The sequence below is a fragment of the Actibacterium sp. genome, assembly GCF_041584535.1.
Lineage (GTDB): Bacteria > Pseudomonadota > Alphaproteobacteria > Rhodobacterales > Rhodobacteraceae > Actibacterium_D.
In genome coordinates, this window is the sequence record NZ_JBFHDW010000009.1 from 1 (window position 1) to 19,074 (window position 19,074).

16 protein-coding genes are annotated in these 19,074 nt (G+C 64.1%); 5 read left to right on the forward strand and 11 right to left on the reverse strand.

The genetic code is table 11. From position 1 onward, the window contains the following. The coding region (locus ABYW26_RS00970) for an FAD-linked oxidase C-terminal domain-containing protein (RefSeq protein ID WP_372602805.1) at positions 1 to 1,323 on the reverse strand (1,323 nt) is incomplete at its 3' end. Positions 1,324 to 1,405: 82 nt separating this feature from the next. Here ABYW26_RS00970 and ABYW26_RS00975 point away from each other — a divergent pair. Beyond that, the gene (locus ABYW26_RS00975) at positions 1,406 to 2,104 is read left to right on the forward strand and encodes a DUF599 domain-containing protein (RefSeq protein WP_372602806.1); all 699 of its coding nucleotides are present in this window, start codon (positions 1,406 to 1,408) and stop codon (positions 2,102 to 2,104) included. On the opposite strand, the gene ABYW26_RS00980 is transcribed toward ABYW26_RS00975, so the two are convergent. From ABYW26_RS00980 to ABYW26_RS00995, 4 genes are read right to left on the reverse strand one after another with little or no spacing between them, the layout of a single operon-like run. Beyond that, positions 2,101 to 4,164: a hypothetical protein gene (locus ABYW26_RS00980; RefSeq protein ID WP_372602807.1), complete on the reverse strand. Its 2,064-nt coding sequence runs from the start codon at positions 4,162 to 4,164 to the stop codon at positions 2,101 to 2,103. The two genes, ABYW26_RS00975 and ABYW26_RS00980, sit on opposite strands and share 4 nt — an antisense overlap. Further along, complete coding sequence (locus tag ABYW26_RS00985; protein WP_372602808.1) at positions 4,161 to 6,938, reverse strand: DUF4159 domain-containing protein; 2,778 nt, start codon at positions 6,936 to 6,938, stop codon at positions 4,161 to 4,163. The genes ABYW26_RS00980 and ABYW26_RS00985 overlap by 4 nt, the downstream gene beginning before the upstream one ends. After that, positions 6,938 to 7,813, reverse strand: a complete 876-nt coding sequence (locus ABYW26_RS00990) for a DUF58 domain-containing protein (RefSeq protein ID WP_372602809.1) — start codon at positions 7,811 to 7,813, stop codon at positions 6,938 to 6,940. Before ABYW26_RS00990 ends, ABYW26_RS00985 begins: the two co-directional genes overlap by 1 nt. Next, entirely contained in the window at positions 7,810 to 8,817 is a 1,008-nt protein-coding gene (locus ABYW26_RS00995; protein WP_372602810.1) for an AAA family ATPase, read from the reverse strand. The genes ABYW26_RS00990 and ABYW26_RS00995 overlap by 4 nt, the downstream gene beginning before the upstream one ends. Positions 8,818 to 8,901: 84 nt before the next feature. Between ABYW26_RS00995 and ABYW26_RS01000 the strand changes: the two genes are divergently transcribed. Both ABYW26_RS01000 and ABYW26_RS01005 read left to right on the forward strand, forming a co-directional pair. Beyond that, positions 8,902 to 9,477, forward strand: a complete 576-nt coding sequence (locus tag ABYW26_RS01000; protein ID WP_372602811.1) for a DUF1285 domain-containing protein — start codon at positions 8,902 to 8,904, stop codon at positions 9,475 to 9,477. Then, positions 9,477 to 10,226, forward strand: a complete 750-nt coding sequence (locus ABYW26_RS01005) for a hydroxypyruvate isomerase family protein (protein ID WP_372602812.1) — start codon at positions 9,477 to 9,479, stop codon at positions 10,224 to 10,226. The genes ABYW26_RS01000 and ABYW26_RS01005 overlap by 1 nt, the downstream gene beginning before the upstream one ends. Here the strand turns inward: ABYW26_RS01005 and ABYW26_RS01010 are convergent. From ABYW26_RS01010 to ABYW26_RS01025, 4 genes are all read right to left on the reverse strand, one after another. Then, a complete protein-coding gene (locus ABYW26_RS01010) occupies positions 10,223 to 11,143 on the reverse strand; it encodes a cation diffusion facilitator family transporter (protein WP_372602813.1) in 921 nt (306 codons plus the stop codon). The two genes, ABYW26_RS01005 and ABYW26_RS01010, sit on opposite strands and share 4 nt — an antisense overlap. 135 nt (positions 11,144 to 11,278) lie before the next feature. After that, positions 11,279 to 11,749, reverse strand: coding sequence for a nucleoside deaminase (locus ABYW26_RS01015; protein ID WP_372602814.1), 471 nt, complete (start codon positions 11,747 to 11,749; stop codon positions 11,279 to 11,281). Positions 11,750 to 11,835: 86 nt separating this feature from the next. Continuing rightward, positions 11,836 to 14,646: a DNA polymerase I gene (polA, locus tag ABYW26_RS01020; RefSeq protein ID WP_372602815.1), complete on the reverse strand. Its 2,811-nt coding sequence runs from the start codon at positions 14,644 to 14,646 to the stop codon at positions 11,836 to 11,838. A 73-nt stretch (positions 14,647 to 14,719) separates the two neighbouring features. Continuing rightward, a complete protein-coding gene (locus tag ABYW26_RS01025; protein ID WP_372602816.1) occupies positions 14,720 to 14,893 on the reverse strand; it encodes a zinc-finger domain-containing protein in 174 nt (57 codons plus the stop codon). A 99-nt stretch (positions 14,894 to 14,992) separates the two neighbouring features. On the opposite strand from ABYW26_RS01025, the gene ABYW26_RS01030 reads away from it, so the two are divergent. Continuing rightward, entirely contained in the window at positions 14,993 to 15,928 is a 936-nt protein-coding gene (locus ABYW26_RS01030) for an ABC transporter ATP-binding protein (RefSeq protein WP_372602817.1), read from the forward strand. Between the two features lie 8 nt (positions 15,929 to 15,936). Here the strand turns inward: ABYW26_RS01030 and ABYW26_RS01035 are convergent, their stop codons facing one another. Next, positions 15,937 to 16,320: an HIT domain-containing protein gene (locus ABYW26_RS01035; RefSeq protein ID WP_372602818.1), complete on the reverse strand. Its 384-nt coding sequence runs from the start codon at positions 16,318 to 16,320 to the stop codon at positions 15,937 to 15,939. Positions 16,321 to 16,331: 11 nt separating this feature from the next. Continuing rightward, the gene (locus ABYW26_RS01040; protein WP_372602819.1) at positions 16,332 to 17,909 is read right to left on the reverse strand and encodes a DUF5928 domain-containing protein; all 1,578 of its coding nucleotides are present in this window, start codon (positions 17,907 to 17,909) and stop codon (positions 16,332 to 16,334) included. Between the two features lie 138 nt (positions 17,910 to 18,047). Here ABYW26_RS01040 and ABYW26_RS01045 point away from each other — a divergent pair, with 138 nt between their 5' ends. After that, positions 18,048 to 18,866, forward strand: coding sequence for a sulfotransferase family protein (locus ABYW26_RS01045; protein WP_372602820.1), 819 nt, complete (start codon positions 18,048 to 18,050; stop codon positions 18,864 to 18,866). Positions 18,867 to 19,074 lie beyond the last annotated feature (208 nt).

The window sequence follows — 19,074 nt, forward strand, 5'->3', positions numbered from 1 at the left end:
ACCTGAGAACTGGCTGTGCATCAATTCACGCTTTTCCACGCCCACGCCGTGTTCGCCGGTCAGGCAACCGCCGACCTCGACACACAGCTTCAGGATCTCGGCGCCAAAAGCCTCGCAGCGTTCCAGATCGCCGGGCTTGTTGGCGTCGAACAGGATCAGCGGATGCATATTGCCGTCACCCGCGTGGAACACGTTGCCGACATCAAGGCCGAACTCGGCGCTCATCTCGCCGATCCGGCGCAACACCAGTGGCAGCGACGACACCGGGATCGTGCCATCCAGACACATGTAATCGTTGATCTGCCCCATGGCGCCGAACGCCGATTTGCGGCCCAGCCAGATGCGGGCGCTTTCCTCGGGGCTGGTGCTTTCGCGCAGTTCGACCGGGTTGTGCTGGCGGGCGATGCCGGTGATCAGCGCCAATTGCGCGTCGATCTCGGCGTCCGAGCCTTCGACCTCGACGATCAGCAATGCCTCGCAATCGGGATAGCCGGCACCGGCAAAGGCCTCGGTGGCGCGGATGCAGGGGCGGTCCATGAATTCGATCGCCACCGGCAGGACGCCGGCGCGAATGATGTCCGAGACACAGGCCCCGGCGACCTCGGAACTATCAAAGCCGATCAGCACCGGCCGCGCGCCCTCGGGCTTGCGCAGGATGCGCAGCGTGGCTTCGGTCACCACGCCAAGCTGCCCTTCCGAACCACAGATCACCCCCAACAGGTCCAGCCCGCCCGCATCCAGATGCGCGCCGCCGATCTCGACTTTGGTGCCATCCATCAGCACCATCGTCACCCCCAACAGGTTATTCGTCGTCACCCCGTATTTCAGGCAATGCGCCCCGCCCGAATTCATCGCCACATTCCCGGCAATCGCGCAGGCCAGTTGCGAGGACGGATCGGGCGCATAAAAGAAATCGTCACCTTCGACCGCGCCGGTGACCGACAGGTTGGTGCGGCCCGACTGAACCCGGATAAACCGGTTGTTCAGGTCGATTTCCAGAACGTCGTTCAAGCGCGCCACCCCAAGGATCACGCTGTCTTCGGTCGGCATGGCGCCCCCGGCCAGCGAGGTCCCCGATCCGCGCGGCACCACCGGCACGCCATCCTCGTGGCAGATGCGCAGCACGGCGGCGACTTCATCGGTCGAGGCCGGCAGCACCACGCATAAAGGCGGGCAGCGATAGGCGGTCAGGGCGTCGCATTCATAGGCGCGGGTTTCCAGCGGGTCGTCGATCACCGCCTCATCCGGCAGCACGGCGCGCAGGCGCGCAAGCAGATGGGGTTTGCGATCAAGGATCGTCTGGTTCGGTTCCGGCATCTGCATCTTGGCACCCCCTTAAACTGGTAATTTTTTATAACCAATTTAACAGGATTGCAACTGATAAATCCGGCGTTACTGTCAGCACATGAATCTGCTGCACAGCATCACCTTGTTTACCACGATGGATGCGCTGGCGCTGGCCGTATGGTGGCTGGCCTGGCTGGCGATCAGCCTTGCGATCGAATATCCGCCACAGCGGTTTCCCTCGGTCTCGCATCTGATGATCGGCTTTCGCCGCGACTGGATGCGCGAGATGATCACCCGCCAGCCGCGCCTGTTCGACAGCAGCGTTCTGGCATCGTTGCGGCAGGGCACGACGTTCTTTGCTTCGGCCTCGATGCTGGCGATCGGTGCCGGTCTGGCGCTGATCGGCAATACCGAGCGCCTGTTGGGTCTGGCGCAGGATCTGACGCTGGAAACCGCCCCCGCCGTGGTGTGGGAGATCAAGATCCTGATCGTGCTGTTGTTCGTCACCAATGCCTTTCTGAAATTCGTCTGGTCGCACCGGCTGTTCGGCTATTGCGCCGTGGTGATGGCCGCCGTGCCGAACGACCCCGACCACCCCAAAGCCCTGCCGCGCAGCGTGCAGGCCGCCGAGTTGAACATCAACGCCGCCCGCAGTTTCAACCGCGGCATGCGGTCGCTGTATTTCGCGATTGGCGGGCTGTCATGGCTGCTGGGCGCGGCACCGCTGATCGTGGCGACGGCGGTGACATTCTTTGTGCTGTGGCGTCGTGAGTTTGGCTCGGGATCGCGGCAGGCGCTGATCGGCACGCCGCATTAACGCCGGCCTTCGCGCAGCCAGCCCGCAAGACTAAGCGCCAGCACCATCAGCAGAAACACCCAGCCCGGCGCCAGCGGCGTCAGCCGCAGATCGACGGTCAGATAGGCCTCGCGCGGGGTGATGCCCAGCCAGCCGCGCCCGGCGGCGACCCGGCCCGGTTGAACGTGGCGCAGCGCGGGCACTCCGTCCTCGACCCGCCGCACCCCACCGCGCAAAGCGGCCGCCGCCGGGGCCAAGGCATCGGCATCGGCGATGGTCTGTTCGAACTCGCGCGGCGCCGACGGGCCCAGCGCCACCACCGCCGACAGATCGGATTCGGTGATACGATAAAGCCCCATGTCGGCGCCGGTCAGACGGCCGGTGAACTGACCCGGTGCGGTCTCGGTCAACTCGACCCGGGTCATGCTGCCATCGGGGGCCTCGACCTGAGCCACGCGCGGATCGGTCTCCAGCGACCGGCGGGTGATCAGGATCGACTGACCATCGGCAACCGCGTGCAGCGATTCTTCTTCAAGGTCGGGTTCGCGCATCATCCAATGCGCCAGCCGCCGCAGCAGTTCGATCTGCGGGCCGCCGCCTTCAAAGCCGCGATCCCACAGCCACGCGTGATCCGAGGCCAACAGCGCCACCCGCCCGTCGCCAACCCGGTCCAGCACCAGCAGCGGCCGGTCATCCGGGCCGGTCATCACCGTCTGGCCGCGCCCGCCCGGCAACAAGTCGATCAGCCGGAACCAGCGACCCCAATCGGCACCCGAGGTTCTGATCCAGTCGTCCTGCAACCCCTGCGTCACCGGGTGCCGCGCGCCCAGATCGGTGACGGCGGGCACATAGCCCTGCTCGATCACCCGCGACGATGGCGCCGCTGGCAGAACCCGCGACAGGGGCGAACGATACAGGCTGTCCACCGTGGCGAAATCCGGCCCCGCCGCGATCAGGACCGCGCCGCCGTCCTGAACATAGCGCCGGACGTTATCCAGATAGATCGACGGCAAAAGCCCGCGCCGCTTGTAGCGGTCAAAGATGATCAGATCGAACTCGTCGATCTTGTCCATGAACAAATCGCGGGTCGGAAAGGCGATCAGCGACAATTCGGAAATCGGAGTCGAGTCCTGCTTTTCCGGCGGGCGCAGAATGGTGAAATGCACCAGATCGACCGAAGCATCGGATTTCAGTAGGTTGCGCCAGGTGCGCTCGCCCGGATGCGGCGCGCCCGAGACCAGCAGCACCCGCAGCCGGTCGCGCACACCGTTAATCGACACCACCGCCGCGTTGTTGCGGTCGGTCAGTTCGGTCGGATCGGCGGCGATCTGAAACCGCAGCACGTTCTGGCCGCCATGTTTCAACGTCACCGGCAGATGCAGGTCTTCGCCCACCGGCACCATGAACTGCATCGGCGCGGCGTCATCGACGGTGATGCTTAGCGCCACGCGGCCCTCGCTTTTGGGTGCGGCGCCTTGTTCCTCGATCCGCAGGCCAAGGGTAATTTCCTCGTCCAGAATGGCAAAGGCCGGGGCGTTGCGCACGATCAGCCGCCGGTCCCAATCGCTGGAATGTCCGGTCAGCAGCACATGCAGCGGCGCCGGCAGATCGGGGGCAAGCGGCAGGTCATGCACCTGCCCGTCGGTCAACAGGATCGCCCCTGCAACACGCGCGCGCGGCAGTTCCGACAGCGCATTGGCCAGCGCCGTCATCAACAACGTGCCGCCATTGTCCGGCGCATCGGCCAGCCGGACCAGTTTCATTTCGGTATCCGGCAGAGCCGCAATTTCAGCCGAGACCCGCGCCAGCGCCGCCTCGGTCTGATCGGCGCGGTCCGACAGGCGCTGGCTGGCGCTGTCATCGACCACCACCAGCACGATATCCGACAGCGGCGCCCGGTCCTCGTGTTGCAGCGACGGGTTCGCCGCCGCGACCAACAGCACCAGCGCCGCCAACCCGCGCAGCCACCAGCCCGCCAGCCCGCGCCACAGCGCAAAGCCGGTCAGCATCAGCGCCAGCCCCGCCGCCACCAGCAACACCGCCAGCGGCAACAGCGGGTCAAAGATCACCATGCCAATCATTGCCCCAGCCTTTCCAGAAGGTCGGGCACATGAACCTGATCCGATTTGTAATTCCCGGTCAGCACATGCATCACCAGATTGATGCCAAAACGGTAAGCCATCTCGCGCTGCTGTTCGCCGGCATAACCGCGCCCGACCGGGAACATCGCCCCGCCCGAGGGCCGCACCGCCCAAGCCGACGCCCAGTCATTGCCGCCGATCACCACCGGCGTGACGCCATCGTTCAGGCTGCGAAACGGCATGCCCTCGGCGCGTTCGGCGTTGGCGGGGGCGGCCTCGACCCAGACGTCACGGCTGTTAAAGCGGCCGGGAAAGTCCTGCAACAGATAGAAAGTGCGGGTCAGCACATGGTCATAGGGCACGGGTTCCAGCGGCGGAATATCCAAAGGCCGCGCCAGCGTCTGCAACCGGCGCGATTCCGGTGAACTGCCGCTGGCACCCCCCAGATCGGCGTCGCGGGTGTCGAACAGGATCATCCCGCCCGCCCGCAGATAGCGGTTCAGCCGGACATAGGCCTCGGGCGAGGGTAACAGCTGCCCCGATGTCACCGGCCAATACAGCAGCGGGAAAAACGTCAGATCGTCGGTTTCCAGATCAATGCCGACCGGCTGGGCCGGCTCGATCGAGGTGCGGCGGATCAACACCTGCGTCAGCCCTTCCAGACCGGCCTGCGCAATATCATCCACGCGGGCATCGCCGGTCAGGACATGCGCCAGAACCACCTCGCGCGTGGCGTCAATCGCGGCGCGGTCGGGATCAGCCGGGGCCGCCGGGCCGGACGTGGGCCAGACCAACAGAACCGCCCCCGCCAGCGCCGCCACCATCCCAGCGCCCAAGCGCGGCCCGCGCAGCCGCCCGCCCAGCCACAGCGAGGCAAAGACATCCAGCCCCAGCAACACCAGCGCCAACAACAGCAACGGCCCGGCCAACAGGGTTTCTTTGGCCTGACTCAGCGGGCTGATGGTTTGATCCGAAGGCCAGCGCGCCGCCGCCAGCGGCGTTTCCGGTCCGAACACGTTCAGCGCCACACTGCGTGATGCCCCGGCATAAAGGCCCGGCGGTTGGCTGGCGCCGCGCGGGCCACGGGCCAGAACCTCGCCCGGCAGACCGGGCATGGCCTCGGCACTGCGCAGGGCGCCAAAGCCGTCCAACAGCGTCTTGGGCACCCAGATCTGACCGGCCAGATCCGCCGCGCTCATATCGACCGGCCGGGTCGAGATCGCCAGCCGCTCAAGCATCTGCACGAACAGGCCCGACAGCGGCAGGTTCGACCATTCGGCATTGGCGGTGACATGGAACAGCACCACCTGCCCGGTGCCCACCGGTTTGCGCGTGACCAGCGGCGTGCCATCGGCCAGCGCCGCGATCACCCGCTCGGAAAGGTTGGGATCGGGCTGGGCCATGACCTGCGCACTGACCCGCACCTCGTCCGGCACCGGCAGACCGGCAAAGACCGAGTCGGGCGCGAACGGTTGCAGGGTCTTCGGCTCGCCCCAACTCATCGCGCCGCCGACCATCCGGCCCCCGGCCCGCAGGCGCACCGGCATCAGCGGGTCTTCGGTGGCGCGGCTGATATCGCTGGCCGCCAGACGCGGCCCGGCAAAACGCAGCAATTGCCCGCCCCGCGACAACCACTCCAGAAGTTGCTCCTGCTCCAGCGACGACACGGTCGCCACATCGGCCATCACGATCACATCCGGGTTGGCCAACAGCACATCCCCCAGCGACGCCTGAATCAGGTCTGAACTGGGTGCCAGCGCCTGACGGACGTAATGCAGCGGCGACAGCAGATCCTGCGCCTCGCTGTCATCGCGGCCGGTCAACAGCGCCACTTCACGGCGCTTCAGCCCGTCATCGGTCAGGCTGATCGCCGCGGCCGAGCGGATATCGGCGATCTGAAACCGCCGGATACGATTGCGCAGCTCGGGCGGCAGATCCAAAGCCAGCTCGACAGTGCTGTCGCTTGCGGCAAAGGTCGCCGTTGCACGGGCCAGTTCGCGTTCGATCCCGTTGGGGTCGGGGCCAAAGCCCAGCACCTGCACCTCAGCGGCCCCGCCCGCGCCAGCGCGCACCACCTCAAGCCGCAGCGCGTCATCGCGGAACCGGGCCGGGCGCAGCGCATAGATCGGCTGATCCGATTGATAGACCTGCACATCACCATGCCGGTGCAGGGCCGCCAACAGATCGGCCCGGCTGTCTCGGTCCACGCCATCGGGTAACCACGCGGTCTGGAACGCGCCTTGCAGGCCCTCGGCCCAGCGCGCCAAGGCTTGCGGATCGGGCTCCCACGGGTTGGGGATCAGCCCCGGCAAGCCGTTCCGCGCAACCTCGGCACTTTGGAATTGCAGCGGCCCGGCAGGTGGCGCGCTGGACAACGCCAGCGCCACCGGACGCCCGGCGCGCCCCGCCTCGGTCAGCAATTGCGACACCTGCTCCATCCGGCGCGGCCAGTCGCGGGCATCGGCCCAGGTGCCATCGGCAAGGATCAACAGCGGCCCGGTGCCGGGGCGCGCCTGATGTGGGTTCAGGACCGGACCGGCAAAGGCCACGATCGCCGCCGCCATTGCCAGCATCCTGAGCAGCAACAGCCACCACGGCGTGCGGTCGCTTTGATGTTGGTCGTCGCGCAGCCCTAACAGCAGCGCCACACCGGGAAAGCGCCGCCGGATCGGCGCCGGGGGCACCGCCCGCAGCAGCAGCCACAGCACCGGCAGCGCCAAAAGCGCCGCCAGAACCAGCGGCGCGGTGAACCCGATGGGGCCAAGCATCAGCATCAGCGCACCCGCTCCAATGCCCGATACAGCCACAACAGCGCCGATTGCGCGCTTTCGCCGGTGTGATGCGGAGTGAAATGCCAGCCGGTCAGCCGGGCCAGAGTCGCCAGCCGATCCTTACGCTCGGCCAGTCGTTCCAGATAGCGGTCGCGCAGGTCGCGGGCGCGCAGGGTTTCATGCCGCAGCCCACCGCCCATGCTTTCAAAGATCGTGCGGCCCTCGAACGGAAAGGCCTCTTCCTGCGGGTCCAGCACCTGAACCAGCGCACCGCGCACGCCGCGATCGGCGGCCTTGGTCAGAACCGCCTCGACCGGGGCCAGATCACCCAGAAAATCCGAGAACAGCACCGCGCGGCTGTGCGGCTGCATCCCGCGCAGTTCGGGGGCGCCGTAATCCGGCCCGGCCGTGCGCGACACCAGCGCAGTTGCCAGCCGCATCAATTGCACATCGCCCCGGCGCGGCGGCAGGTCCGGCCCGGCCAGCCCCACACGCTCGCCCCCCCGGATCAGCAGCACCGCCAGCGCCAGCGCCAGCAGCGCCCCCCGGTCGGATTTGCTGCCATGCTGGCCATCACCAGAAAATTGCATCGATTGCGACGGATCCAGCCAGAGCGTCACGCTTTGCGCCGCCTGCCATTCCTTTTCGCGCACGAAATGCTGATCCGACCGCCCCGAGCGCCGCCAGTCGATGCTGCGGGCCTCGTCGCCGGGCTGGGCCGGGCGATATTGCCAGAATTCGTCGCCTGCCCCGGCGCGGCGGCGGCCGTGTTCGCCCATTCGGATGGTCGCCGCCAGATGCTCGGCCGCGGCCAGAAGCGGCGGCAGCGCGGCCGCCAGCCCCTCGGCCCCGGCCCGGAGAGCGGCGGCTTGGGTCATGCAGCGACCTCGGACCGCGCGACCGAGGCGGTGACGGCGGCAATGATGTCGTCCAGAACAGTGCCCCGCGCCCGCGCCGCAAAGCTAAGCGCCATGCGGTGTTTCAAAACCGGTGCCACCATGGCCACGACATCTTCGGGCGACGGTGCCAGCCGCCCTTGCAACATCGCCTGCGCCCGCACCGTCAGCATCAAGGCCTGCGCCGCGCGCGGCCCCGGTCCCCAGGCCACATTGTCACGCACGATCTGCGGCGCGGTGTCGCTTTCGGGGCGGCAGGCGCGGACCAGATCAAGGATCAGATCGACCACCGCCTCGCCCACCGGCATCCGGCGCAGCACGGTCTGCGCGGCCAGCAGGTCGTCGGCCGAAAACACCTGATGCGCGGCCTCTTCGCTCAGGCCGGTGGTGGCCAGCAGGATGTCGTGTTCGGTCTTGCGATCGGGATAAGGCACGTCGATCTGCACCAGAAAGCGGTCAAGCTGGGCCTCGGGCAGCGGATAGGTGCCCTCTTGTTCGATCGGGTTCTGCGTCGCCAGCACATGGAACGGCGGCGGCAGGTCATGCGGCTGACCGGCGATGGTCACGGTCTTTTCCTGCATCGCCTGCAACAGCGCCGACTGGGTGCGCGGGCTGGCGCGGTTGATTTCGTCCGCCATCAGCAACTGGCAAAAGATCGGCCCCTGAATGAAACGGAACGCACGCGCGCCATCGGCCGAGGTCTCAAGCACCTCGGACCCCAGAATATCGGCGGGCATCAGGTCTGGCGTGAACTGAATCCGCGCGCCGCGCAGGCCCATCACCGTTGACAATGTGTCCACCAGACGGGTCTTGCCCAGCCCCGGCAGACCGATCAGCAAACCATGGCCACCGCACAGCAGCGCCGATAATGTCAGGTCCACGACCCGCTCTTGCCCGATAAAGCGTTTGGTGATGCTGGCCTTGGCTGCCGCCAGTTTTTCCTCCAGCGCCTCGATCTCGGCCACAAGTTTCGCGTCGTCGACCATGACAACTCTCCTGTTGGTCATATATGGTTCTATTAAAGGGAACTATCGCCCGCGGCACAAATGGCAAAAGGGATACATGCACAAATGATCGTGAAACCGAACGTCGAAGACCTTGCCTCCGCCGCAAAAGCCGCCGGAAAAAAGGGGCCGCCGCCGGTGCATCTGTGGAACCCGCCGTTCTGTGGCGATCTGGATATGCGGATTGCCCGCGATGGCACGTGGTTCTATCTGGGCACGCCGATCGGGCGGCATGGTCTGGTCAAGCTGTTCTCGTCGATCATCCGCAAGGACGGCGACGATTATTTCCTTGTCACCCCGGTCGAAAAGGTCGGCATCATTGTCGAGGACGCGCCCTTTGTCGCGCAGGATTTTGAGGTCACAGGCACCGGCCGCGATCAGCAGATCACCTTTTTCACCCATGTCGGCGATATGGCCGCGGCTGGTCCCGACCACCCGATCCGCGTCGTCCGCGACCCCGACACCGGCGAGCCCTCGCCCTATGTCACCATCCGCGCCAATCTTGAGGCGCTGATCGACCGCAAAAGCTTTTACCGCCTGATCGAGCTGGGCAGCCATCACGAGGTCGCGGGCAAAAGCTGGTTCGGCCTGTGGTCGGGCGGTCAGTTCTTTCCGGTCATTCCCTCGGCGGACCTGCCCTGATGCTGCGCTTTGCCGCGAACCTGAGCTTTCTGTTCACCGAACTACCGCTTGAGCAACGCTTTGACGCCGCCGCCCGTGCCGGGTTTCAGGCAGTCGAGATGTTGCTGCCCTATGACCACGCCCCCAGCACGCTGCGCGATCGGATCGAGGCCGCGGGCGTGACGCTGGCGCTGTTCAACACGCCGGTGCATGACTGGTCCGATGGCGGGCGCGGTGTGGCGGCGATTCCCGGCGAAGAGGGCCGATTCCGCGCCGAATTCGAACTGGCGCTCAGCTATGCCGAAATCCTGATGCCGGCGCATATTCACATCATGTCCGGCCTTGCCCATGGCCCGGCGGCGCGGGATTGCTATCTGGGAAATCTCGACTGGGCGGCGCGCCATGCCCCGCATCAAAGCCTGACAATCGAGCCGATCAACCGCAGTGATATGCCGGGTTATTTCCTGCACGACATGCAGCAGGCGGCGCAGGTGCTGGACCATGTCGGCGCCCCGAACCTGAACCTGCAATTCGACGCCTACCACGCCCAGCGCATTCATGGCGATGTGCCCGGCATGTGGCAGCGCTTTGGCCGGCGGGCGGTGCATGTGCAGGTCGCGGGCGTGCCGGGGCGACACGAACCAGCGGGCGGCGAGATCGACTATCCGGCCTTTTTCGCCGCGCTGGAAAACGAAGGCTATAACGGGTTCGTCAGCGGCGAATACACCCCGGCCAGGACAACCACCGAAGGGCTGGGCTGGATGCGTTAATGCGCCGCCGGGCCGGGGCGGTCGGCACAGCCCGAACTGGGGGTTTCCAGCTCTAGCGTGACGTGGAAAATGCCGTGCTGTTCGGCCAGCCAGCCTTTTAGCCGTTCGATGATCGCGGCGAAATCCGCCTCTTCATCGACAACGATATGCGCCTCGAACGCGGTGCGGTTTTCATCAATCTGCCACAGGTGCAGATGATGCAGGTCGCGCACCCCGTCCTGCGCCGCCAGACTGTCACGCAAATCGGCCAGAACCGGGCTGCCGGGGCTGCCCAGCATCAGGATGCGGATCACCGGATAGACCTCGCGCCACGCGTGCCACAGGATGTAGCCCGCGATGCCCAGCGTCACCAGCGGGTCGATCAGCCGCCAGTCATAGATCAGGATCAGCGTCCCGGCGAAAATCACCGCGACCGAGCCCAGCGCATCGGCCACATTATGCAGAAACGCCGCGCGGATGTTCACACTGTCTTTTGACATCGAATAGGTCAGCAGCGCCGTCACCACGTCGATCACCAAGGCGATCCCGGCGACGATCACCACGATCCAGCCCTCGACGCCCGGCGGGTCGATCAGGCGCATAATGGCCTCGGCGATCAGGTAAAAGGCGACGACAAACAGCGTGGTATAGTTGATCAGCGCCGCCACGACCTCGGCCCTGGCATAGCCGAAGGTCATGCGATCGTCCTGCGGCCGCCGCGCGATCCGCCGCGCCACAAGGGCCACAATCAGCGATACCGCGTCCGAGAAATTGTGGATCGCATCAGCAATCAGCGCCAGCGAGCCCGAGACCACGCCGCCGACGATCTGCGCCAGCGTCAGCACCATGTTCACCGCCACCGCCCAAGCGACGCGACGATCACCGGCGTCGGGGTCTAAGTGGTGATGGTGGTGGTGGTCATGGTGGTCGTGGGGCATGTCACCTCGCTTTCCACCCCTGCATATCGGGCAACAGCGCGGGCTGGCAAGACGGCTGGGGGACGCAGGCGCGGGGCACAGGTTTCGCGCCCGGTTTTTGCGCATTCGTTCAACGGGACGGACGTCTGGCGACGATCACCAGAAATCCTTGTGCCCCGCCACGATCTCGGTTTCGAGTTCAGGAAACGGGCCGCGCACCGTGACCGGGCGTTGGCCTGCGGCAAAGACCTGTTGGCAGCTGAGATCAAGGGTCAGATTTTCGGCGTTGTCGCCGGTCAGCTCGGCCAGCCGCTTTTCGCTAAGCCCATAGACGACGGTGCCGATACCGGCCCAGTAACAGGCCCCGGCGCACATGCAGCATGGCTCGACCGAGGTCACCAGCGTGCAATTTGCCAGAAACTCAGGCGCGAACTGCCGCGCGGCATCGCGGGCGACATTGGCCTCGGCATGGCCGACGCCGCGATCCTGCGTGTAGGTGTTGCCCGAGGACAAAAGCACCTCACCCTCGGGCCCGACCAACAGCGCCCCGAAGGGATGATTGCCGCTGGCCCGGCTTTCCGCCGCGATCCTGATCGTCTGACGAAGATAGTCCGCATCGCGTTTCATAGGCACCTCATGGGAATGTCGCGCGGGAACGGCGCGGCTGGATTTCGGCCAGTGTAGCAGCCCGAACGCGGCCGGTGTAAACCGTTTCAGTGCGCCTCGGCCCAGTTGGCGCCCTGCCCTGCATCCACGATCAGCGGCACGTCCAGTTTGATCGCCGGTTCGGCGGCGCCTTCCATGATGTCGCGCACGATGCGGATCGTGTCATCGACGGCGCTGGCATCGACCTCGAACAGCAATTCGTCATGCACCTGCAACAGCATCCTGGCGGGCAGACCGGCGATTGCGGCGGGCATGCGCACCATGGCGCGGCGGATGATGTCGGCGGCGGTGCCTTGGATCGGCGCGTTGATCGCGGCGCGTTTGGCGAAACCGGCGTGCGGGCCTTTAGCGTTGATCTCGGGCGTGTGGATTTTCCGGCCGAACAGCGTCTGCACATAGTCGTGCTGTTTGGCAAAGCCCACGGTGTCGTCCATGTATTCCTTGATGCCGGGGAAGCGTTCGAAATAGCGGTCGATAAAGCCCTGCGCCTCGGCCCGCGGAATACGCAGGTTGCGCGCCAGGCCAAAGCCGGAAATCCCGTAGATGACGCCAAAATTGATCGCCTTGGCCTGACGGCGGATGTCGGGCGTCATCTGATCCAGCGGCACATCGAACATTTCACTGGCCGTCATGGCGTGAATGTCCAGCCCGTCACGGAACGCCTGTTTCAGCGCGTCGATCCCGGCCACATGCGCCAGAATCCGCAGCTCGATCTGGCTGTAGTCAAGACTGACGATCACATTGCCCGGCTCGGCCACGAACGCCTCGCGGATACGGCGGCCTTCTTCGGTGCGAACCGGGATGTTTTGCAGGTTCGGATCGGTCGAGGCCAGACGTCCGGTGTTCGCCCCGGTTTGCAGATACGAGGTATGCACCCGCCCGGTTTCCGGGTTGATGTGATCCTGCAAGGCGTCGGTATAGGTCGATTTCAGCTTTTGCAGCTGGCGATAGTCCAGAACCCGCGCGGGCAGGTCGTGTTCGGTGGCCAGATCCTCAAGCACATCGGCAGGGGTCGACCACTGCCCGGTTTTGGTTTTCTTGCCACCCTCAAGGCCCATCTCACCAAACAGGATCTCGCCGACCTGCGCCGGGGACTGGACGTTGAACGGACGCCCGACCAATGCGTGAATCTCGGCCTCAAGCGCGGCCATCTTTTGCGCAAAGGCGTTCGACATCCGGCTCAGGGTGTCGCGGTTCACCTTGATGCCGTGCATCTCCATCTGGGCCAGAACCGGCACCAGCGGGCGTTCCAAGGTTTCGTAAACCGTGGTGACGCGGGCGGCGTGCAGGCGCGGTTTGAACAATTGCCACAAGCGCAGGGTGATGTCGGCATCTTCGGCCGCGTATTTCACTGCCTCATCGACCGGAACCCGGTCAAAGGTGATCGACGATTTGCCGCTGCCCAGCAGCGATTTGATCGGGATCGGCGCGTGATCCAGATAACGCTCGGACAGCGCGTCCATGCCATGCCCATGCAACCCGGCATACAGCGCATAGGACATCAGCATCGTGTCGTCGATCGGCGCCACGCTGACGCCCTGACGGGCGAAAATCTTGGCGTCGTATTTCATATTCTGGCCGATCTTCAGAACGGCATCATCTTCCAGCAGCGGTTTGAGCATCGCCAGCGCCTGATCCAGCGGCATCTGGCCTTCGGCCAGATTGTCCGAGCCGAACAGGTCGTCCGAGCCATCCTTATGCCCCAGCGGGATGTAACAGGCCTGACCGGCCTCGACGCACAGCGAAATTCCGACCAGTTCGGCCCGCATTTCATCAAGGCTGGTGGTTTCGGTATCCACCGCCACCCAGCCACGCGCATTGGCGCGGTCGATCCAGACCTGCAAGGCCGCCGCATCGCGCACACATTCATAGCTGTCCGGCGCGAAAGGCAGGGATTGCGGCGCGGCGGGCGCAGTGGCAGGGGCATCGCCCCCGATCCCGGCGGGTTTTTCAGCAATGACCGGAGCCTCAACCCCCATCTTGTCGGCGACGCGCTTGGTCAGGGTGCGGAATTCCATCTCGGACAGGAACGCCATCAGGGTGTCGGCGTCGGGTTCGCGCACCTCCAGATCGTCCAGCGAGCCGGGCATCGGCGTGTGCTGATCCAGCGTCACCAACCGCTTGGACAGCTCGATCTGGTCGCGCATCTCCAGCAGGGTCTGGCGGCGTTTGGGTTGCGTGATCTCATCAGCGCGGTCCAGCAGGGTTTCCAGATCGCCGAATTCATTGATCAGCAGCGCGGCGGTTTTCACCCCGATGCCGGGCGCGCCGGGGATGTTGTCGACGCTGTCACCGGCCAAGGCCTGCACGTCGATCACCCGCTCAGGGCCGACGCCGAACTTGGCCTCGACCTCTTCCACGCCGATGCGCTTGTTCTTCATGGCGTCGAACATTTCGACCCCGCCGCCGATCAATTGCATCAGGTCCTTGTCGCTGCTGATGATGGTGACGCGGCCCCCGGCCTCGCGCGCCTGACGCGATAGGGTGGCGATGATGTCGTCGGCCTCGTATCCGGCCAGTTCAAGGCAGGCGATGTTGAAGGCCTTGGTCGCCTCGCGGGTCAGCGGCATCTGCGGGCGCAGATCCTCGGGCATCTCGTCGCGGTTGGCCTTGTAGAGATCATAAAGATCGTTGCGGAAGGTGTGGCTGCCCTTGTCGAACACCACCGCCACATGAGTCGGCGCGTCGGGGCCTTTGTTGTCCTCGACCATCTTGAAGATCATGTTGCAGAAACCCGCGACCGCCCCGATCGGCAGGCCGTCGGATTTGCGCGTCAGCGGCGGCAACGCATGGAAGGCCCGGAATATGAAAGCCGAGCCGTCGATCAGATGCAGGTGGCAGCCTTTGCCAAAACTCATGGCGCGTTCTCCTCATGGGCGCGGCACATCGCGATTGATGAGCGCCCATCAGGCCGCGATACGGCGCCCTAGTTTAGCGGGCTTTGCTTTCGTGGACGAATTTCTTGTCGCAATAGCCGCATTCGACCTCGCCGGTGTCATGCGGGATCGACAGCCAAACGCGCGGATGGCCCAACGCCCCCTCGCCCCCGTCGCAGGCAACGCGCCATTGGCTGACAACTTCGGTCTCGGGGGCTTCGATGGTCATTTTCAGGCTCCGTTTCTTGCCGTTTCGGCAGGGTCGTCTTAAGTCAGCAGGCATGATAACGAAACAACGGGCACGAGCAAGGCCGGAAGGACCGTTCTGATGGGCGAAAATGCGATTGAAATCGAAGGTCTGCGCAAGACCTACGCCGCCAGCGCCGGGCAGCCGCCGAAACAGGCGCTGAACGGCATTGATCTGACGATTCCCACCGGGTCGATCTTTGGCCTTTTGGGGCCGAACGGCGCAGGAAAATCGACGCTGATCAATATTCTGGCCGGGCTGGTGGTCAAGACCAGTGGCCGGGTGAAAATCTGGGGCTTTGACCAGGATGTGAACCCGCGCCAGTCGCGCGCCGCGATCGGGGTGATGCCGCAAGAGCTGAACATGGACCCGTTCCTGACGCCGCGCGGCTCGCTTGAGGTGCAGGCCGGTCTTTACGGCGTGCCGAAATCGGCGCGGCGCACCGACGAAATTCTCGACCTGATCGGCCTTGGCGATAAGGCCAGCGCCTATGCCCGGTCGCTGTCGGGCGGGATGAAGCGACGGCTGTTGCTGGGCAAGGCCCTGGTGCATCACCCGCAGATTCTGGTGCTGGACGAACCCACCGCCGGGGTGGATATCGAGCTGCGGCAGATGCTGTGGCAGAACGTGCGCAAGCTGAACTCTGAACGCGGCATGACCATCATCCTGACCACGCATTATCTGGAAGAAGCGCAAGAGATGTGCGACGAAATCGCCATCATCAACCGCGGCACCCTGATCGCCCGCGACACCACGGCGAACCTGCTGAACAAGATGGACGCGAAAACGCTGGTGGTGGTGCCCGAGGGCGAAGCGCCCGCCGAAATCGCCCTGCCCGATGGCGTGCAGATGAGCCGCCGCAAGGATGGCGCGCTTGAGTTCGATTATCACCGGCATCAGATCTCGGCCGGGGCGGTTCTGGATGCGGTGCGTGCGGCGGGGATCACCCCGCGCGATGTCGCCACGCGCGAGGCCGATCTTGAGGACGTGTTCCTGAACCTGACAACCGCAGGCTAGGCCGCGCCTTAGCGGGCCGGGGTCAGCATCCGGCCCAGATTGCGGCCCGCGACGATATGCACATGCAGATGCGGCACTTCCTGAATCGCGTCCTCGCCCGAGTTCGCCAGCAGGCGATAGCCATTGCCGCCCTCGCCCGGCTGAATGCCCAGCATCGCGCAGATCTTGCCGATGGTGCGGGTGAAATCGACGATCTCGGCCTCGGACGCCTCTTGCGCGAAATGGTCGTAATTCACGTAAGCGCCGCGCGGAATCACCAGCACATGCTCGGGCGCCTGCGGAGCAATGTCGCGGAACGCCAGACAATGCTCGGTTTCCAGAACCGTGCTGTTCGGAATCTCTCCACGCAGGATTTTGGCAAAAATATTTTGCGGATCATAGGCATAGGCCATGTGAGTCGTCCTTAGTCTACATACAGGTAATCGGTGGCCGCGATGGCGCGTGCCGTTTCATAAGGCACATCCAGAAACCGCGCCAGCGGGTCGGCGTTTTCACCGGCGGTTTGCGTTTCCCGAATGCGATAAAAATGCGAGAAATCGGCGTCGCGCAGGCGCTCGCTTTCGAACACCACGTCATAGCGGATGGTCGGCAACAGCCGCTCGATGGTCTGCGGCGACGACCGGTCGCCCGCCAAACCGACGCGGTTGGCATGGCCGATCAGGTAATCGTCGGAAAATTCAGTCTGGATTTCCAACAGCTTGGTGGTGCAGCGATCGGAATAGAAATCCTGCATCAGATCGACATTGCTGGGGTCGATACAGATCATCAAACGGTCGGTGTTGTAATAGTCGAACAGCATCCGCATCAGCGCCCGGCGATGGCGGGTGCGTTTTTCCAACGTGTTCTGAATGCCGCCCAGATCGGGCAGATCGGTGTTGTCTTCGTTGAACAGATACGCGACCCCCGGCAGGTTGGCCTGCTGCTGGGCCAGATGCAAAAGCCGCTTGGCGACGTGCCATTTCTTGCAGGTAATGATCAGCAACTCGCGCTCGCGGCCCAGACTGGCCTCGGCCTCCCAAAAGCGCTGCGCAAACCGCCGCCCGACCCGGCCGCGCCCGGTCAGGAAATGAAACAGCGTGCGGCCCTCGTTGGTGACATCGAAATCGACATCGGTCGCGGCATAAAGCGTGCCAAGGCGACGTTTCAATTCATGCGCCTCGGCCGAGATCTTGCGAGCGAACAGAAAGTCCTGCCCCAGCAACAGATCGTAATGGTCGTTATAGAAATTCACCGGCATTCCGTAATCGCTGAAGATCAGGAAAGTCAGGGTCCGGCTGCGCAATTCGGCCTCGGGCACCAGATGGCGCACAAGGGTCTGAAAGAAGGTCTCGTCGGGAATCCAGGTGGTGCGGAAAAACCGGATCACGTCGCGGCGCTTGCGGCTGAACGCAAGCACCGCCTCGACGGTGCGGCGGCGCAGACACCACCACTGACTGCCGATCATGATCTGCAAATCCGACGGAATCGCCCGCGACAGGCCAAGCTTTTTCTGCAGCTTCAGCGACTGGTAAAACGCCGTCTTATGGGTGCGTTCGTTAAAGAAGTGGCGATAGGTCAGACGCTCGTCCTTGATGCCGGTCTTGATCCAGTCCGAGGCAAAGAAATCAAGGCTTTCGATATAATCGACATCGGCACTGTCCAGAAACCGATGCGCATATTCCGCCGTCTTGATCGGCATGCAATCGCCGGACAGCATGTAGAAATGCGTGGCGCGGGGAAAGGCCTCGTCGGCGGCCTCAAGCGCGTAAAGCGTGGCCTGAACCAACGACCACGCCCCCCAGCCGCATTTGATCCGCTTGCGGGCAAAAACGACGTTGGGATTGTCCTGAAGGGCGGTGCGGATCTTGTCGAAATCCTCGGGCTTGGCGCGCGCATCGAAATGGATCGCCATGTAATCGCCCACAGCGGTCAGCCGCCCGGCCTGCTCGATCACGGCCTCCGGGTCCTTGTGACACAACAAAATATAGGCGATCTTTGCCATCTGCTCGACTTTGACTTGCGCTCTGCGGGTCTGACCCCTTTGATACCGTGAAGACCCGTTGAAGAAACAGCATTTCTTTGCTTTTTTATAAAGACATCAGCCCGGACGACCAAACGACCGGCAGGGAGGCAGACACAGATGGGATTTCCCGGCACGTGGATGACGGAAAGCGAAAGCATGGTCTATCGCGTGGTGCCGAAATGCGCCTGCTCGACCATCGGTCAGATCATGTTCTATTCCGACCACGGCGAATTCTTCGATGGCGACATCCATGACGCAAACCACGGCCTGCACAAATGGGCGCGCGAAGACAGTCAGGGCCCGATCGAAACGAACGTGAAAGGCCATAAATCCTATGCCTTCACCTGCGTGCGCAATCCCTATACCCGCATCCTCAGTTCGTTCTTCGACAAGATCTGCGGCATTCAGCGCAACGGCAAACGCTATCGCGGCAATATGGTGCCGCTGCTGATCCAGCGCTACGGGATCGAGGTCGGCGACCCCGAAACCGGGTTCGAATTCGACCAGATCCAATCGTTCCGCCGGTTTCTGCTGTTCGCCCGCGACACCATCCGCTGGCGCCGCCCGATGGAACCCGACATCCACTGGTCGGCCATGTCGGGTCATATCTCGACCTTCATCGTGAATGGCGGCCGCTATGACAACATCTTCTTCACAGAGAAATTCAACGAAGGCATGCAGTCGGTCCTCGACGCGGTCGAAACCCCGCATGCGGTCGATCTGGACGACATCCCGCGCTTTAACGAATCCGAAGGCCACGGCCCGAAACGCGCCCATCCGGTCGAGGATTACTTCGACGATCTGTCGATGCATCTGGTCTATGAAATCTACAAACGCGATTTCAACCTGTTCAAATACGACTTTGAAAACCCCGGCAACAAGATGCCCATCGGCGAGATCGACCTCGACGAGGTGCACGCCAAACTGGGCGACTAACGCCTGCGGCGGGCGGGGAAAGGGGGCTGTCCGCCCCCTCTTGGCCTGACGGCCAATTCACCCCCGAGGATATTTTAACGAAGAAGAAATCCGAATCGGGTTTGCTGTCCGGGCGGAACAGGCGGGGACGCCGATGGCCGCCGAAGGAGAAGCCGCCCCGTGCCTAACTGGCCGGGGCGCACCTTTGGGCTTCTTCTTTGTCCAAATA

Excerpts from the sequence above, each read along its gene's own strand:
- ABYW26_RS01025 (WP_372602816.1), bottom strand. The coding sequence starts at position 14,893 with ATGACCATCGAAGCCCCCGAGACCGAAGTTGTCAGCCAATGGCGCGTT.
- ABYW26_RS00980 (WP_372602807.1), bottom strand. The coding sequence starts at position 4,164 with ATGATTGGCATGGTGATCTTTGACCCGCTGTTGCCGCTGGCGGTGTTG.
- ABYW26_RS01015 (WP_372602814.1), bottom strand. The coding sequence starts at position 11,749 with ATGAAACGCGATGCGGACTATCTTCGTCAGACGATCAGGATCGCGGCG.
- ABYW26_RS01010 (WP_372602813.1), bottom strand. The coding sequence starts at position 11,143 with ATGCCCCACGACCACCATGACCACCACCACCATCACCACTTAGACCCC.
- ABYW26_RS00990 (WP_372602809.1), bottom strand. The coding sequence starts at position 7,813 with ATGACCCAAGCCGCCGCTCTCCGGGCCGGGGCCGAGGGGCTGGCGGCC.
- ABYW26_RS01005 (WP_372602812.1), top strand. The coding sequence starts at position 9,477 with ATGCTGCGCTTTGCCGCGAACCTGAGCTTTCTGTTCACCGAACTACCG.
- ABYW26_RS01000 (WP_372602811.1), top strand. The coding sequence starts at position 8,902 with ATGATCGTGAAACCGAACGTCGAAGACCTTGCCTCCGCCGCAAAAGCC.
- polA (WP_372602815.1), bottom strand. The coding sequence starts at position 14,646 with ATGAGTTTTGGCAAAGGCTGCCACCTGCATCTGATCGACGGCTCGGCT.
- ABYW26_RS01035 (WP_372602818.1), bottom strand. The coding sequence starts at position 16,320 with ATGGCCTATGCCTATGATCCGCAAAATATTTTTGCCAAAATCCTGCGT.
- ABYW26_RS00975 (WP_372602806.1), top strand. The coding sequence starts at position 1,406 with ATGAATCTGCTGCACAGCATCACCTTGTTTACCACGATGGATGCGCTG.
- ABYW26_RS01040 (WP_372602819.1), bottom strand. The coding sequence starts at position 17,909 with ATGGCAAAGATCGCCTATATTTTGTTGTGTCACAAGGACCCGGAGGCC.
- ABYW26_RS00985 (WP_372602808.1), bottom strand. The coding sequence starts at position 6,938 with ATGCTGATGCTTGGCCCCATCGGGTTCACCGCGCCGCTGGTTCTGGCG.
- ABYW26_RS01030 (WP_372602817.1), top strand. The coding sequence starts at position 14,993 with ATGGGCGAAAATGCGATTGAAATCGAAGGTCTGCGCAAGACCTACGCC.
- ABYW26_RS00995 (WP_372602810.1), bottom strand. The coding sequence starts at position 8,817 with ATGGTCGACGACGCGAAACTTGTGGCCGAGATCGAGGCGCTGGAGGAA.
- ABYW26_RS01045 (WP_372602820.1), top strand. The coding sequence starts at position 18,048 with ATGGGATTTCCCGGCACGTGGATGACGGAAAGCGAAAGCATGGTCTAT.